Source organism: Aureispira sp. CCB-QB1 (genome assembly GCF_000724545.1).
Lineage (GTDB): Bacteria > Bacteroidota > Bacteroidia > Chitinophagales > Saprospiraceae > Aureispira.
This window is the reverse complement of the sequence record NZ_JHBV01000019.1, coordinates 1-17465: the sequence shown is the minus strand read 5'-3', so window position 1 is coordinate 17465 and position 17465 is coordinate 1. Positions and strand designations below refer to the sequence as shown.

The 17465-nt window shown below is 35.8% G+C and carries 14 protein-coding genes; 8 read left to right on the top strand and 6 right to left on the bottom strand.

The annotated features are described in order from the left end of the window. Position 1 precedes the first annotated feature (1 nt). Positions 2-2725, top strand: a complete 2724-nt coding sequence (locus CG11_RS08505) for a hypothetical protein (RefSeq protein WP_052595099.1) — start codon at positions 2-4, stop codon at positions 2723-2725. 71 nt (positions 2726-2796) lie between these two features. Here the strand turns inward: CG11_RS08505 and CG11_RS08500 are convergent, their stop codons facing one another. Continuing rightward, a complete protein-coding gene (locus CG11_RS08500) occupies positions 2797-3864 on the bottom strand; it encodes a toxin-antitoxin system YwqK family antitoxin (protein WP_156039704.1) in 1068 nt (355 codons plus the stop codon). A 431-nt stretch (positions 3865-4295) separates the two neighbouring features. Here CG11_RS08500 and CG11_RS08495 point away from each other — a divergent pair, with 431 nt between their 5' ends. After that, positions 4296-5081, top strand: a complete 786-nt coding sequence (locus tag CG11_RS08495; protein ID WP_052595095.1) for a hypothetical protein — start codon at positions 4296-4298, stop codon at positions 5079-5081. A 162-nt stretch (positions 5082-5243) separates the two neighbouring features. Here the strand turns inward: CG11_RS08495 and hemF are convergent, their stop codons facing one another. Next, the gene (gene hemF, locus CG11_RS08490; protein ID WP_052595093.1) at positions 5244-6176 is read right to left on the bottom strand and encodes an oxygen-dependent coproporphyrinogen oxidase; all 933 of its coding nucleotides are present in this window, start codon (positions 6174-6176) and stop codon (positions 5244-5246) included. A 538-nt stretch (positions 6177-6714) separates the two neighbouring features. On the opposite strand from hemF, the gene CG11_RS08485 reads away from it, so the two are divergent. Beyond that, positions 6715-7095: a hypothetical protein gene (locus CG11_RS08485; RefSeq protein ID WP_052595092.1), complete on the top strand. Its 381-nt coding sequence runs from the start codon at positions 6715-6717 to the stop codon at positions 7093-7095. 3 nt (positions 7096-7098) lie between these two features. Then, complete coding sequence (locus CG11_RS08480) at positions 7099-7815, top strand: hypothetical protein (protein WP_052595090.1); 717 nt, start codon at positions 7099-7101, stop codon at positions 7813-7815. Here the strand turns inward: CG11_RS08480 and CG11_RS08475 are convergent. The 3 genes from CG11_RS08475 to CG11_RS08465 form a co-directional block, all read right to left on the bottom strand. Beyond that, complete coding sequence (locus CG11_RS08475) at positions 7812-8786, bottom strand: ion channel (protein ID WP_052595088.1); 975 nt, start codon at positions 8784-8786, stop codon at positions 7812-7814. The genes CG11_RS08480 and CG11_RS08475 overlap by 4 nt on opposite strands. A 9-nt stretch (positions 8787-8795) precedes the next feature. Then, a complete protein-coding gene (locus CG11_RS08470; RefSeq protein ID WP_052595086.1) occupies positions 8796-9386 on the bottom strand; it encodes a DUF1573 domain-containing protein in 591 nt (196 codons plus the stop codon). A 191-nt stretch (positions 9387-9577) separates the two neighbouring features. Then, positions 9578-9853 (bottom strand): DUF6155 family protein, encoded by a 276-nt coding sequence (locus tag CG11_RS08465; protein ID WP_197043806.1) that lies wholly within the window; start codon positions 9851-9853, stop codon positions 9578-9580. Between the two features lie 1031 nt (positions 9854-10884). Here CG11_RS08465 and CG11_RS30150 point away from each other — a divergent pair. Beyond that, a complete protein-coding gene (locus tag CG11_RS30150) occupies positions 10885-11025 on the top strand; it encodes a hypothetical protein (protein WP_156039702.1) in 141 nt (46 codons plus the stop codon). Between the two features lie 40 nt (positions 11026-11065). Beyond that, positions 11066-11968, top strand: coding sequence for a tetratricopeptide repeat protein (locus tag CG11_RS08460; protein WP_052595082.1), 903 nt, complete (start codon positions 11066-11068; stop codon positions 11966-11968). A gap of 269 nt (positions 11969-12237) precedes the next feature. On the opposite strand, the gene CG11_RS08455 is transcribed toward CG11_RS08460, so the two are convergent. Continuing rightward, positions 12238-14667 carry a M1 family aminopeptidase gene (locus CG11_RS08455; RefSeq protein ID WP_052595080.1) on the bottom strand — a complete coding sequence of 810 codons (2430 nt, stop codon included), beginning with the start codon at positions 14665-14667 and terminating at the stop codon, positions 12238-12240. Positions 14668-14896: 229 nt separating this feature from the next. Here CG11_RS08455 and glpK point away from each other — a divergent pair, with 229 nt between their 5' ends. Beyond that, complete coding sequence (glpK, locus tag CG11_RS08450; RefSeq protein WP_052595078.1) at positions 14897-16378, top strand: glycerol kinase GlpK; 1482 nt, start codon at positions 14897-14899, stop codon at positions 16376-16378. 209 nt (positions 16379-16587) lie between these two features. Further along, positions 16588-17061, top strand: coding sequence for a hypothetical protein (locus CG11_RS08445; RefSeq protein ID WP_052595076.1), 474 nt, complete (start codon positions 16588-16590; stop codon positions 17059-17061). The last annotated feature ends 404 nt before the right edge of the window (positions 17062-17465 follow it).

The following is a 17465-nucleotide window of genomic DNA, read 5'->3' as shown; positions in this document are numbered from 1 at the left end:
CATGCCTCGTAAAAGTAGAAGTTCTAACATCAACAATAATAGTAATAAATACAAAAATAAAAAGGCAAAAAAAATCAAGGCTTCCAAAAAACTTAATGAACAAGATTTGCTTTGGAAAACTGAACTTGAAAAAATAATTCTAAGTTGCCAAACACATACTATTTTTAACAAGCATATTTTAGACCCTTATAAGGGCAATTTCGAAACCCCTGATAAGGATTATAGAGATCGTTTTCAAACACATTATGAAACAATCCGACGAGAATGTTATGCTCCTAAAAAAGTCTCTACTAAACTAAACCGTAGACTAGATGAGTTAAAAATGGCTTACAATATGGCTTTGCTTGAACGCAGAAAAGCCTTTACCGCTATCGATTCAACTCTCTCTATTATTGCTTTTAAGCATACCATGACAGAGTTGCTAGAACAATTCAAGGCACTGACAGGAATCGAAGATGCTAACCTTTTAAAGATATACCGCAAACTTCTAGTTAAAAGAATAAAGCAACTAGGGTATACTACCAAGCCTGAACCTAAAGAAAAAGTTATCGAGACAGTTGAGGTTATTGACGATCTTCCTGAAGATGAACCAACCGATGAATTGGATGACAATGTTCAAGAAAACACAATTGATACTAAAGAACTTGAATTGCTCCTAAAGAAACGTGTAGAAGAAGAAAAACAAAAAAGAATTATTCGTATACAGCGTCAAAAAGAGTGGTTGGTTGGTTACAGAAATCATTTAATTGCATCTATCAATGATACGTTGGTAGATTTATTCAAAGGAGGATTGCAAAGTGAATTGGAGTATACTGCTTATGTCAAAGGACAGGTGACAGCTAATGAGCTTGACGCTTTGTTGGCTTCCGAAAAGCTTTTGGAAAAATACTTAACTGCTGCCCAAGAACGTACCATAACCTATACCCAAAGCTTGGAATATGGAAAAACTTGTGTTAGTCCTAAAATGTTATTTGACAACGTAGATAACCTAAGCACTGAAGATAAGGATAAAGGCACTCAAAAGGCGGTCGTGCAAGCCATCAAAAATATTGCTTTTGATCTTGATAATTTAAAGTCATTGTTGAAGTCTAAACAATACGAAGATTATCCCTTAGAGCAAGAAGCCTTGGATACGCTTAGCCCAATTAGTTGGAATGACATCACGATGCCTCAAACAGCCTTGGTTCCTGATTCAATTATGACTTCGCCCGATACAACAGGGGCTAAAAAAGAGAAAGCAGAGACGATGGAGGCGTTCAAGCCTAATAAGATTGAGTTTATGAATCATTTGCATCTCAACAAGTTTTTATTGGATTTTCCAACGGCAATGATAACAGTAGGCTCCTCCCCTGATTTTCGCAAGAAATACGAAGACGCTTGGTACAAGTATTTTATCAACGATGGGCGTATGAAAAAAACCGTGGATCGCTTGATTTTAAATATTAAAAGTGCCAAAAAGAAATTAAAAAATGATGCCTTAATTACTGAAATAGAAAAGCAAACCGATGCGCTAGTAGAGTTGTTTCAAGTTACTTATGGTATTAATATTTTGGAATCAGGAATTCATGTAGAATGCCAAAAATTACTCAATTCTTGGATAAACGTTATTGGAAAGGAAAGATGGTCTAAAACAAAATATGCTTTAGATTACTATGATAAATTTGACTTTTTTGCTGGTTCAACAGCTTTGGCAAAAGACTTAGCTGGTCTAAAAAATGCAGCCAAAATGCTCAAAGCTGAAAATAACTACTTGGGCGACTTTAAAGATATGGTAGATTGGGGCAGTTTGAACAGTAGCCTTTCTAATTTTTGCACAGCATCAGGCGTCCTCGCTCAAGCAGTGGATATGGGAAAAGATACCTACGAAGCTTATGAAGCCATCAAATCTGGGGATGCTCCTTGGTACAAAAAGGTTCCTTTGGTCAACGGATTTATTACCTTAGTTCAAGAAATTCGAGACGCTTGGGATGCTAGAAAAAGGTATAAAAAAATCATCAATGACCTTGAAATAAAATTGAACCCTGTTAGCAATTCTGTTTTGCATGAACAACGCCTCCTTTCGGAAGGAAATGGAAGCCAGCAAACATTATTGAAGTTTCAACAACAGAAGGAAACATTGCTAACAAGAATTCACAACTATAGCCGTGCTGCAAAAAAAATGATCCGTCTTTTCTTTAATAAGATTATTGATTTTTGTGCTAAGGTACTCAACTACTTGTCTTGGGTATTGACCTTGATTCCTATTGGTGTCACACAGGCTGTTGCTAGTGCTATCGGAGCGATTAATGGGCTCATGGGCTTCTGTCAAAAAACTCGTATGCTGGCGAATAATCTTTGGAAAAGAATGAGAGGTACACTAGGCAAATCAAGAACAGAAGCGGCTCAAAATATTGTTGGAGACATCTACAATACGACTGTTGATGATGTTAGTACTTTACTAAAGGATGAGGCGTATGAAACCTTAGATAAATGTGGCATTTTGGAGAATAAGGTGGTCAAAGAATTGCTAACCACACAAAAAGAAGCCAATCCTCAATTTAGAAGCAAAGATGAAACGCCTAATATTCCGCCTCTTTTAGAACATCCTATGCCATGGGGGGACATGGGTAAATTTAAAGCTTGTATGAATTATTTAATTGGAAATCAGGATTTGGATACCGCTAGGTTTTTAACAGTAAGAGCTTATATGCAAGAACATTTAAAACAAGCGTTGAAGTCAAATTAGTACTATACTTTTCAATCCTTTCAAATGACATGTTGCCTCCAAGAGCGCTCAGCTTTTGGAGGCGTTTGTATCTATGGCAAGACCTTTCCATCTCTTAAAATTTCTTTAGTTTTGGATAAAACATCATTTTCATAATACAAATGCCGTTCGTGGTATTTTTTGTCTTTCCGATAATAGCCCTCGACTCTCAAATGTACGTTTTCAGCTCCTCTAATTACTTGGGTTTCCCAGTATTCGCCTTCTAGAGCATCGTCCTTAAATTGATAATAACTAATACATCTCCCCTGTTCGTCAAAGCGTTGCTCAATGCCATTGCGCCAACCATTCTGATACCATACTTGTTTAGCAATAATTCGATGCTTATAATAAAATGACTCTGTCAATGTATCCTCTCCAACAGTATAGGTCAATTTATTTTTATACATTCCTGTTTGATTACTATCCAACCGCAACAGTTGATAAGTACCTGTTTTTTGATAATAAGCTCCTGAAACTATCTGGCTCAAAATAGCATAAGTATCGTCAATAGTATGGTAATAATAAATCCATTGTCCTGTTTCCTCGCCGTGCTGATAACTTCCTTTTATTTGCAATTCCCCACTTTTAGCATAGTACTTCCACTCTCCTACAGGCAAACCATTTTCTAGCTTTCCTTCTGCCCATTTTCTTCCCGCAGTATCGTACTCGACCAAATATCCAGTGTGTTCAACTGGAATTGTCCACAAAAATGCGTGTAAATGCATTGCTTCTTCATTCTTTAAGGAAAAGCCATTTTCACATATCAAAAAATCATACCCCTTCTTTGCGTTAGCGTAAATTAGATAAGTCTCTCCAAGCTCAAAGTCACGATACAGTCCAGGCATTACGCCAATAATCAACTGTTCTTTGACGGTTGTATTTTTTAGATTTTTAGTCACTTCTACTTTTATAAAAATACTCCGAATCCCTGTCTCTTTATAGACAAAAGAAAAGTTGCGTTGTTTTAATTTCCCAACCTTTAGTATTTTTCCTTCAAATATTTTTTGAGCATGGTTATAGTGATTGGAAACAGAGTGGTGTTCACTTGTGTTACAAGCAAGTAAGGATTCTCCTGTACTTAATAACAACAACACGATAAAGAGGTAATTATGTATTTTCATAAAAATAGAGATACAATGCTTATACACGATAACAAAAGTGGTTCAATTCCTTTATAAGTCATATAAAATAGGTTGTTATACTTTCAACTAAAAACGAAGAGGGACATCAACTTGGTATATGTCCAAATTTGCAAGAACATTCGTAATTTTTGGTTTTGCTTTTAGACTCAAAAAAGCGCCTCTAATTTACGCATCCAAAGTCAAGATTCCTTAATTTTGTATTGAAGTTGTTTAACAATAGTTAGCTGCGCTGCTACTAAAATCCAACGCAAAGCAAAGTAACGTAAAAATTGATTGTATAGTTGATGGTTACTTAATTTTAAACCACTTCACTGTTAATCATAGGATTGAATTCCCAAAGATCATGTATTTTTTAAATGAATACTTCGCCGTTTTTTGCACGAAGTACTATAAATTAGAACAAGCACATAATGAGAATTAACGTTTGGTTTATCTTACTTTTTATTGTATTGGGTCATTCTTTTTTGAGTTGTTCCAAAGAATCAAAACAATTCAATGATTGGCACCGCATGAACTTAAAAGGACAAATACAACAAATTGACGAAGTCAAATACCCTACTTTTAGAGATTTACAATTAAAACAAAATGGCAAAAAAAGTTTCATTCGCTTTACCCCCAAAGGGCTGATTAACAAATCAGCTATTTACATGGGTCCCAACGATATTTTGTGGATGAAATACAGCTATAAAGGTGATTCCGTTTGGATTGATGAAGTAAGAGAACTCTACAGCAAGCACGAACAACCCCAAGCTTACTGGCTCTATAAATTAGCTCCCAACGGCATCCAAAAATCCATCACTTCTATACTTATTGATAGCTCTATTAATTTTCATATTGATTTAGAAACCAACACTGCTGGAAATACAACAGAAATCGTTTACAGCCAACAAAAACATCCAACGCATGTCCCTTGCAAAATTCAAAAGGTTTATGATGATAATGGGCACATCCAAGAAGAATTTAGTTACCATTATAATAATATTTTAGAAAAATGCCACGAAACACCAACGCATTCTACCTTTAAAGTCAATGAACATGGTGATATTATTCGGGAAAAAATGGTCACCTACGAGGGTAGAAAACGAACGTATGCTTATCATTACGAATACGACTCTATCGGCAATTGGATACAGCGCATTCACTATACAGGAAATGATGTAGGGGAAGTTATCACTAGATCATATACTTATTATTAGTAATACTGCATAGATTACTTCGTGAGCACTGCGCTTTTAGTTAGCTGCGCTGCTGCTGCTTGGTGTTTTATGAGACCGCTTTGTTACTCCCTTTGGTCGTGAACTCGCTGTGCTCAGTTCGCTATATCCCCGCTTACTCAAAACAATCAAACATCAATTGTCTTAATGCGCCGTTTCAAGTAATTTATCAACCCAGTTTATATCTTTTTTAAGCAAATTTAACGTCTGTGCTTCTGGGGAATTAGGAGTAGGTTCATAACTGTATGCCCAATCTGCTTGAGGAGGCAAGCTCATCAAAATAGATTCCGTGCGTCCATTTGTTTCTAGACCAAATTTGGTTCCTCGATCCCAAACCAAGTTAAACTCAACGTAACGACCTCTACGCAATCGTTGCCAATCTAATTCATTTTGACCATAAGATAAATTTCTAGTTGCCTGCACTTGATGGCTATATAAATCTACAAAGGCTGCTCCGACAGCCTGTACAAATGCCCAACGATCAGCTTTCGTATGCTCATCCGTAGCTTTGAGGCGATCAAAAAAGATTCCTCCAATACCACGCGTCTCCTCTCGATGCTTGATAAAGAAATAGTCGTCTGCCCATTGCTTAAAAGCAGGATAATAACTAGCGTCATGCGCATCACAAACGGTTTTTAATTGCTGATGAAAAGCTCCAGCTAATTTTTCATCGACATAATGTGGCGTCAAATCAATACCGCCTCCAAACCACCATGTTCCATCACTCATTTCAAAGTAACGCACATTCATGTGAATAATAGGAGTACGAGGAGAACGAGGATGTAAGACGATTGATACCCCTGTTGCATAAAATGTAATCGGCTCAGAAGTATTGGCATCTACTTTTAATACTTTCAACAACTGGGCAGGCATATTACCTTCTACTGCCGAAAAATTAACACCTCCTTTTTCAATAACAGCACCTTCAGACAAGACACGCGTCCTTCCGCCACCACCTTCTGGGCGTTCCCATAGATCTTGCTTAAATTGCCCCTTGCCATCTAAGGTTTCTAACCCTTGGCAAATGCTATCCTGTAATCCTTGAAACCAATTGGTAATTTCTTCTTTATTTGGCATACAACTTTGTATTTTTAGAACTCATAAGTAATTGGACAAAAAAAGTTTACCGACAAAACGTAGACTTATTTTTTAATGCTATCTTAATTCAATAGTTCGTTGAAACCACGCAGTAGCAGCGCAGCTAAACTTTATCAGCTTGATAATCAGCAAGTTGCGCTTTTGTTGCGTTTTGTGTTAAAATTTTGATTATCAACTGCGCAGCACTCACGAAGTACCACGAAGTAGCAGCGAAGCTAAACTAATATAAATGTTCTTTTTTATCTTTTTGGTAAAAAAGAACAAAACTAAGCTTGCGCCCTCATGAGCGTAGCGAACTACCACGAAGTAGCACCGTAGGTAATCAACGAACTACTATTAATCATTACTTCGTGGAAACTACGAAGTAACAACGCAGCTAAGTACTATTAATAATAACATCCCATTACAAACAAAAGTACAAAAGCAAATCTTAGTATCTATCAAAAGATGGTAAAAATATAGTTTTATTGCCCAATATCGCTCTTAATTTTATCACACCTTTTTAACATGTCTCAAAATGAACTTAGATGCTTTACTCCCCAATGCACCAGTACCACCACCCAATCTTATCTATTCTTATGCCGATGGTTCTGGTAATATTTATTATATTACAAAAGAGTTTATCCAATATAAGCCAGTAATTCCTATCCAAAGTTCTAGTGGAGTTTATTGCGGTGGCAAAGCTGCTCAAAAATTACTCAATATTGAACAATTTACTCAAATAAAGGTTCTAATACAGCAAGTTCGAAAGAACCACTCAGATTTTACCTCTAATCGGGTAAAGGGTTCGGGACACCTGAAACTGCACCTTGAAAACGAGGTTTATCTTTTAGGATATCAGACCCACTCTCAACAAAAATTAGAAACGGCTTTTAAAGCCATATTTGCAACTGCCTAATACATGAATATAGGACAACGGTTATATCATTTTATTGTTCCTTCTTCTTTTGAATTAATGCCAAAAGACCGTCGACTTTTAGAACAAATGTATCCTAAAATTGACTGGTCCTTAGTCAATTGCTACTGTCAAATGCCTTGGTTTATGCACCATACCTTTGCCATTGGTACAGCACTACCTAGTACTTACGATCGAAAAAAAGTACACATTTACATTCGAGACATAGAAACCATGTCTGTCAATCAACGTTTAGCGATTCTAGTACACGAAGCTTATCATGTGCAACAATACTATGAGTTGTCTAGTATGGGGAAAGCCAATAGAGGTTTTGACTGGGGGTATAATAGGAAATTTATGCGCTATTATATTGGATGGTATTTAGAAGGCTTGTACAAAGCCTTTTGGAAAGACAAAAAGCGATGGTCGGAAGCTACTAATATTGCTTATCGTCAGCATCCTATGGAAATTCCTGCCTATCAACAAGAACATATTTTCAAACAATACATCAATCATTACCGAGGGCATTCTGTACCTAATTTTTTCAAGCAAGTTCCAGAATTGATTTGTCTACAAACACCCCTTCCTAAAGCTCCTTCGCTATTTTTTCATGTTTTGGGTATTATCTTTACAGTCTTAATAACCTTTTCAAAACCGCTTATCGAGCTCATTCACTGGCCATTTATTATATTGTTAGGGGGTCGATCTAAACCTAAAAATTAGTTATTAGTGAAGGAATTCAACTTATCCACTTCCAAAACCGTATCCCCTTCCTCATTAAAATAAAAAGCAGGATCAAATTTAGCATTCCAAATTAACTCATTGTACTTATAAGATGTATGCGTGCGAATGGTGCTAGCAAAAGTATCATCATACCCCTCCAAAACGACTATAATCTCTAAATCTACATTTTCTACGCCATGCTTAATGCATTCTGCCAAAGGGCTATCTTCTGTTATGGGATGAACAACCGTCCAACTTAAAGGCAACATACTCAGCTCAGAACGCTCCAAATCCAAAGGGCGATACCTCCTATTAATCTTGCCATTCCTGTCCCGACTCAACCAAGCTGCAATAACCTCTATTTGTAAATTCGTCAGCATATTTCTACGACGATTTGCCAAGCGAAACATCAAACCTTTGCCCTCTTCATACCCCCCAATAATAGCGTTTTCGCTGAATATAATACTAGCCGTTGGTTTGGAGAAACGAGCAAACAAAAGACCTGTTCCCAATGCAAAAGACATTAAGCCTGTCAACGCTCCCATTGCAGCAATCAAGTTAGCCCCAAATCCTATAGGACTAACACTTCCATAGCCTACTGTGGTAAGCGTTTGGACACTAAAAAAAAATGCTGTCCAAAAAGGCGTTAAGTGGTCTCCTTCTGCTCCTGATAAATAATCTACTCCATTCAACAAATACAAACCCGCAAACAGACAGTTGATAACAAAATAAAACAACAACGTAGTACAAGCAAAACTTGTCCAGCTCATAGATACCAAAAATTGATAGATATGAAAATCTTTGAGAAAAGAAGCATTTCGAATCACATTAAAACTGCCATCTTTATTAACAAATCGCTTCCGATTTTTGACTGCATAACTACTGAACCCCAAATCGTGAAATGCTTCATTTTCATCTTTCGGTGCTGGATTTCCTCTATCTCGTTTTGAGAAATAATGTCGTTTTGCCATAATACACTTTTATGTCCCTACATCCGCTTTTATATACAAACGCGTATTCGCAGGATCTGTATTTGCTGTCAATGTAACCGATTTATGTTGTTTGCCTTTTTTTCCTTTTGAGTTGAAGGTAACTTGAATTTCACCACTAGCTCCAGGGGCAATTGCTTCTCTTGGCCATTTAGGTACCGTACATCCACAACTTCCTTTAGCATTGCTAATCAACAAAGGTTTGTTCCCTGTGTTTTTAAATTTGAAGGTATAAGAAACAGAAGCGCCATCCTTTAACGTTCCAAAGTCATGAATAGTTTTTTCAAATTCCATCGTAGTTGCATTGGGGTCGACTTGACTAGTGCTTCCTCCATTCCAATTTTGTGGTCGTGCACCTCCTCCCCCAGGGCGGGCATCTTGCCCAGGCTTGGGCAAACTGTTGATTAATACACGCACTTGCGACTTCATCACCTCCATATCTTTTTTCAAAGCAGCATTTTCATCTTCCAAAGCAGCAATACGAGCTTCCATTTTTTCCTTGCTCAATTTCTGAGTTGCTCCACAGCTAGTCAATAAAGCAAAACAGCTTATAATTAATAGCTTATAAATTAGTTGTTGCATATTTAATTTTTTAAGTTTGATTTTTTTAATTTATTCCCTAACAGGCAACGTTTTTGATGCCATCAAGGACGCTCTCCAAAACAATTTTCAAAATAATAGTCCAAATCAAAAGATACTCCCCACCCCAAATTATAAGATTTTGCAATTAATTCTTGACAATACGTCTTGAATTCTTGGTGCAAACATTCAGACTAGATGAGCTTACAAGCCTGTTCAAAACCACTCGTTAGAGAGTTATAAAAAGCTTCTTCCATATCTCCATAAGCTATTGAAAATTCTAACATCATTTCTGTTCGGTACAACCACAACTCTACCACATCTTTGGCATGCACAGAGATTTTTTTAAAATCCAAAATAATCTTTCGAGACACCCCACTTCTTGCGGCACCATATCCTCTACTGGGAAAATATTCTTTCTTTATTTTTTGTTTATATTCACGCACTACAACGGTTGTATCTTGACTCAATTCCAATTAATTATAATGAATAGTAGCTACCTACGGTGCTACTATGTGGTAGCTCCCTGTGACCGTGAAATCGCAAGCTCAGTTACCAAAAATACAAAAAAAATCAACGACCACGAAGTAGCAGCGTAGCTAACTACTACCCATGAGAAAAAGTTTTTTTGTTTGTATCGTAACTCATGAAGATAGCTTTTTCTTTTAACTCATTATAATTTGTGAAAATAGCTTGCAGATTCGTCTTATGACGTCTTAGTTCTGTCCCCTCTAACTCAATTCTAATAGAAACAAATTGTGAAAATAGAGATCATCTTGACACAGGCTATCTTTTAATAGTGACTGCGCTTTTATCAGTTTTTTTGTGCTAAATGTAGTAATGAATGATTAGTGTAATATTCAGAAAGAAACCGAAGTCCTTCTGTAGGCTTGTTTTTTAGCGTTGAATATTGGATGTATGCTTCCATGGCTTTGTACAATAAAAGAGAGAACATGATTCAAGCAATGTAAATTATAGGTAGCGTTTGGATACAAGGTTCTCGTTGAAGCGTAATGGGGATTTTTTTTCTAGAAAGTAGAAATCCAACTAAATTAATGACATTTTATGCTGATTATGAACAGGAGAGTTTACTCACTTACGAAAGTTTAATTCATTGGCTCTATCAAAGCTTTTGAATGTTTTTACAACTTTACTTTTATGGATAAAAAAAATAAGAATTACAACTAAGTACTGATAAAGTAAGAATAATGTTTTTTTATTTGCTAGAGATTGAACTTACCTTTGTTGAAAGAATAAATCTAGGCTCTTTTAGGACTATTTTTTAAAGTAGTAGTTAGCTACGCTGCTACTTCGTGGTCGTTGATTATTATTCGCTACGCTCATGAGAGCACAAGGCTAGTTCCTTGCGATCATGACCTTGGGCTTTTGTGCTACTAGCACAAACCTACTCGGCTATCGCTTACTTTTTTACTAAAAAGATAAAAAATCACATTTATATTTGTCAAATATATTACCAATATATTATGAAATTAAATTTAGTATGGATGGAAAAGGTCGTTGTATAGATCATGTATTTATTGAACGATTATGGTGGTCTGTGAAATATGAAGATGCTTATATTCGAGAGTATTGGGACGGAAGTGAATTACACACAGGAATGAAAAAATATTTTAACAAATAAACAAACCGAGAATTACTGATAAAATGCAAAAAACAAAATTATGAGACTAATAGTATTACTTATATTCTTTCCTATAATAGTTAATAGCCAAAAAATAACAGATTATGAACGACTAACTGGAATGGCTAATAACTTGGCTAATTACTATCATTACCAAGCTGCTATAGATTCTTTAGATAAAGCTATAAACATAGATTCGATGCAACCAACGGCTTATTATCAGAGAGCTATAATCAGGTATAAAACAGGGAAGTATTCTATTGCTTTATTAGACTTCCTTAAAGTTATTAAGCTAGACACATCCTTCCATTTTTCTAATACTTACATTGGAGATTGTAATAAAAAATTGGGAAATTACCTAGCAGCTCTAAAATTCTACAATAAAGCTCTAAGCTTAGCTCCTTATTCAAATTCAAAGATTATTGTACTAGCAAGAATAGAAGAAACTAAAAGATTATTAAATAATTTAAATCCATCTAAGAAAGATAATTCTACAATACAAAGTAATAGAACTACAATACAAAATAAACTAATTATAGTACCCTTTATGGGAAAAAAGATAGAAATAGGTGAGGAAGATATAATTTGCTCTAGCACACCACAACAAAAAGCTGAAACATTAGAGTCTTTAATTAATAATAAAGCTAATATACAAAAAAAGGAAATCCCACTATTTAATATTATTTTTGAAATGTCCCATGATCCTATAGAAAATGGTAGATTTGTCTTTTCGGTTGAAACTAAAACCGCTAAAATATTAACCTTAATAATCTTCAATCAAAAAGATAATACTATAGTTAGGTTATGCAATTTTCAAATAACAGAAGGTTATAACTATAAAGTAATGAACGTAAATGACCTAGAAAATGGCATTTATACATTTAAACTTTTAGATGATGATAATCAGGAATTGAATAGAGAATTAAATATTCGACATCTTTAATTCATACATAGTTCATTGAACTACTAATACCCTAACTTTTTGAAGTAATCACGATTGAATCTGAATAATCAACGAACTATGGACGCATACAATGCCATTTTAATTCTTCTTCATATATTTTGCTTATATAGAAGTACAGTTGTATTAGTTGTTGAAGCTGCATTCTACAAACTTACATAAGTTACTTCTACTTTTTATTTTGCCCTTGATTCGCATTAGCAATAGCTTATTGAAGCTATCAAGTTTTGTTAGCAAAAACAAAAAAGCCTTTATTCCAAAACCACTCGCTTTGTTTTTAAGAGTTTGCCTTTCGTATTTCGAACCTTCAAGAAGTAAATTCCTTTCTTTAAAGAAGTTGTATTTATTTTAACCGATTTGGTTTTAGCAGACAAGGTCACACAATTTTCATACACGACTTTTCCTTCCTGATCATACAACTCTACACAAGCCTTGTGCTTATTCGTCGTCGCCAAATCAATTAGCCAAAACGCAGTTTCTTTTAAGCAATCAAATGTTGTGAATTTAGCTTCTTTTTGTGCTTCGTATACTTGCGTTGGAACAGCACCATTAGCAAAAGCATAATCTCCTTTCAAAACACTAAATGTAAAAATAGTCTTATTAAAAAAGTTGCTTTTAATAAAATTAGGATGAATTTGCCACGCTGTATTGGAGTTAGGGCGGTACAATAAGACCATACTATCAGTGCCATTTTTTGTCAAATCCGCATCCCATTTTCCATGATTTTTAACAACAGCTGTCGCATCAAAACTATTCGACAAAATGCCCTCAATAGTCCAATAATGGTTTCTAGAGATGGTATACCCTTTTGGTACATCTTGGACAGATGGAGGCACTGGATGATGTTGCAAATGCAACCAAGTCGAATCACCGTGCTCTTGCACCACCAAGTCTTCAATATCTAAGTCCTTGAGTTGAATGCTTGCAAGCATAGAATCTTCTTGATGAAAGATCAACTCTTCGTCATATCGTGCTTGGTTAAGCCGATGTTCCTCATTAAGCAAGACAGATGTTGGCAGAAAAGGAACATTTATCGTTACTCTGTCTAAACTATCTGAAACGTGTACGACTGTTTGAAATTTATTCCAATGGTCATCTAAGAACGTTACTTGCAAAGGTACTTTTTTAAAATAAACTTTACGTCCCACCAATTTTTGTAAAATAGCAACTTCTACTTCAAAACTTTGCTCCTTTTTAGTCGTTACGAAGCTTTCTACTTCAAAATGCGGGAAGCCTCCTCTAAACACCCAATCATCAAAAAATGGATTCATATCCACACCTGTTGATGTCGTTAGTGCATCTCTAAACTCAGCTGTTGTCAAGTTTTGAAAAGCATAATTTTTGGTAATATATTGCAATCCCTTCCGAAAAGATTCATCCCCCATATACCAACGCATATTGTGCGCCACAGAAGCTCCTTTGTCATACACATGAATTCCATAAGTATACTCATGCGGCACTCCCGATATTGGACGATAGCCATTTTCTTGTTGATGTGCTACTTTTAGAACATTATAATGATTGCTTTTTACATCCTCTATATACCGCTTCCAACCATAGGTATATTCCCAAAATAAATCTTCGCTGTAAGAAGCCATTCCCTCGTTAATCCACATATCCTGTGCTGTAGCACAAGTTACTAAATTCCCCCACCAACTATGCCCCAATTCATGCACCATGAGGTGCTCTCTTTTAAGTGTTCCGTTAGCAGAGTTGATAGGATAAGCGATATTACTAGCATGCTCCATTGCTCCAGAACGAAATGGCACCAAAGAATATCCAACTTTAGCCCAACGATGCGGACCATACCAATATTCATACGTTTCTATTGCTTTCTTTAGATTAACAAACGATTGTTTTAAATTGTTTGTGTCTGCTGCATTGGCTGCTAATTCTATTGGTATCAAACCATTCACCCCTTTATGACTTTGTTTAAGGGTCACATAATCTCCTACAGCAATACAAGCCAAATAAGTAGGAATGGGCTCTTTTTGTTGCCAAGTTCTGGTAGTTAGTCCATTCAATTTATTTTCAGTCTGTAGATAACCATTGCAATGCGCACGCTGATTTTGGGCAGTAGTAATATGAAATGTATAGGTCGCTCGTTCTCTAAAATTATCAAAGCAAGGATGCCACACACGACCGTAGTTGTGCGGGTCAGAAGCAAACCCTACTCCCAAGTTGTATGCATACTCATCTTTGTAGTAAAAGCCTCCCCAACGTCTGTCTTTTTGTGGATGTCCCTTGTAATAAACCGTTACAGCATTCTCTGCGCCTTGATTTAAAGCTTCTTTGAAACGAACATTCAGCAAAGTATCGTTGTAATCAAATTCCAATTGCTGGCGATTCATAACCACAGAATCTACTTGATATTGCAATAAATCTAGTGGCAAAGCACTTACTTGTCTTTTTTTAGATTTGAAACGTATGGTACAACTTCCTGTTATCTGCTCCCCTACATGATCGCTCATATCCAAAATAACCGTATAATGTAAGATATCAAGACTATCACAACGTTTATTTGTATTAATTCCTTGGTATTGATTTCCCCACTGACGTTGAGCTTCCCAAAGCATTGATTTGGTATGCTGACAAGAAGGGTCACTCAAACAATTCTGCTGTGCCAATGAAGTATGTTGTGCTAGTAACAATAAAAGAAATAGGACAAAGTAGTGTTGCATTTTTTTAGTGCTGTTACCCATTTATAATTGGGTAGAATGAGTTAATCTAAAAATAAAATTTAGGTTCGTTCTTTTGTAAAAATAAGAATTCGTCTTAATTTAATCAAAATTATTTATTTGCTATAAGATATAATGCTTCTTGGATTGATTGTGCTGCCAAGTAAGACTATAAACTTTTAACAAACGATTAAACAACAAAAGACGAATCGTTATCACCTAAACACAAAAAATGATACTAGCGTTAGACCAAGGAACAACCAGCTCCAGAGCTATAATTTTTGACCAAAATGGAAACATACTAGCTACTGAACAACAAGAATTTAAACAAATCTATCCTCAATCGGGATGGGTAGAACATGATGCCAACGAAATTTGGCAGACTCAACTAGAGGTAGCACAAAATGTTCTTAAAAATAATAATTTATCTGCCAAAGACATCAAAGGTATTGGTATTACCAACCAACGAGAAACTACTGTTGTTTGGAATAAAAACACTGGGAAACCCATTTACAACGCTATTGTATGGCAAGACCGTCGTACTGCCAATTTTTGCGATGAACTAAAAGAGGATGGATGGACTGACTATGTTTATGAGAATACGGGGTTGGTATTGGATGCTTATTTTTCTGGCACCAAATTAAATTGGATTTTAGAACAAGTAGATGGTGCTAGAGCTGCTGCTGAACAAGGAGATTTGCTCTTTGGAACTATTGATACATGGATTCTTTGGAATCTTACACAAGGCGCTGTTCATGCAACTGATTACAGCAATGCCTCTAGAACCATGTTGTACAATATCAAAGATTTAAAGTGGGATCAAACGATGCTAGACAAACTGGATATCCCTTCCCAATTGCTTCCAGAAGTACGGCCATCAAGTCAAATATATGGTCACACTAATCCATCGCTTTTTGGAGCAGAAATTCCAATTGGAGGTATGGCGGGAGATCAACAAGCTGCGTTGTTTGGGCAAGGTTGTCACCATCCTGGCATGGCAAAAAACACCTATGGTACAGGCTGCTTTATGCTTATGAACACAGGAGAAAAAATGATCCACTCCAAAGCAGGTTTGCTCACAACAATCGCTTGGGGCATTGATGGCAAAGTGGAATATGCTTTAGAGGGTTCCGTATTTATTGCAGGGGCAGCGATTCAATGGTTAAGAGATGAGATGAAAATATTAGATTCTGCTCCTGACTCTGAATATTTTACTAGCAAAGTATGTGACAACGGCGGTGTCTACGTTGTTCCTGCTTTTGCAGGTTTAGGCGCTCCCTATTGGGATATGTATGCAAGAGGTGCTATATTTGGGTTGACAAGAGGTGCCAATAAGTACCACGTCATTAGAGCAACCTTAGAATCCTTAGCCTATCAAACCCGAGACGTGTTAGAAGCGATGGAAAAAGATTCTGGCATTCAACTCAAGACACTAAGAGTAGATGGAGGAGCTTGTGCCAACAACTTCTTAATGCAATTTCAAGCAGACATCTTAAACACTCCTGTTGAACGCCCTGAGATTATTGAAACAACTGCTTTGGGTGCTGCCTATCTTGCTGGTTTAGCTGTGGGTTTCTGGAAAAAAGAAGAAATCAAAGATAGATGGCAATTAAATAAAGCTTTTGAAGTTGAAATGAAATCAGATCAACGCCAACACCTTTATACCAATTGGCAAAAAGCCGTAGAACGAACCAAAGGTTGGGCCGATGAATAATAATTATTAATTCAATACTAACTTCGGGAATATTATTATTCTAGTATTGTAATCGCATGAGAGGCAAGACGTACTTAGTCTACTTCATTGCTTCGTAGGAATCATCTTTTTAGTGATTGTATAATATCTTTCAACTAAAAAGATGGTTTTATTATATCATCATTACAAATGCTAATTTTTCACGAAATAGTCAATCAAAACAACTATCAATGCTACTCTATCTCTTGCTTGGTTTTATTGGGCTTTTAGCTATAGGCGCTGTTCTTGCATCTAAAAATTCTAAAAAGAAAGCATTAAATGCTATTGCTCGGATAGAGGCTATGGAGAAAAAATATGAAATGTATGTCGAAAAAAATATACACAACCATATTCTAGAAAGAAATGACCTGCACGTAGACCCTAACCAACTTGCCAAAGATAGTTTGAGTGTCATTACTCCTGATCTTAATGGCTTAATTGCTCTTATCAATACAACTACTTATACTGCTGTTGACATCAATTATACTGCTCAGTATTTTCCAAATCTCGTTAGTTTAACTGAAAATTATTTTCTTCAAACTCAAAAAAGTAAAACAAAGAAATTGAGTCCACAAGAAGAAGAAAACTTTCGAACAAATGCCTTGGATGCCATTCATGCAGACATTCAAAGAAGATTGCTAGATGTCAAAATAGGAAACTTGTAATTTATTTCGTTTTCCCATTTTGAAAACCGAATCCAAAATGGAACTATTTAGAAATAAAAATAATATATAAACCATTAGTAATCAGTATTTATTATTTTGTGGCACTAGTTTGGCATATAAGTAAGCATATCAACAAGTGATAATAATTTAGAAAAAGATAAATTTGGGTTTTAATTGGGGTGATTTAGGACTTGCATGAATGGGAATACATGCAAGTCCAATCTTCAACCGCTAAAACTTCTAAAAGATAAATTTGGGTTTTAATTGGGGTGATTTAGGACTTGCATGAATGGGAATACATGCAAGTCCAATCTTCAACCACTAAAACTTCTAAAAGATAAATTTGGGTTTTAATTGGGGTGATTTAGGACTTGCATGAATGGGAATACATGCAAGTCCAATCT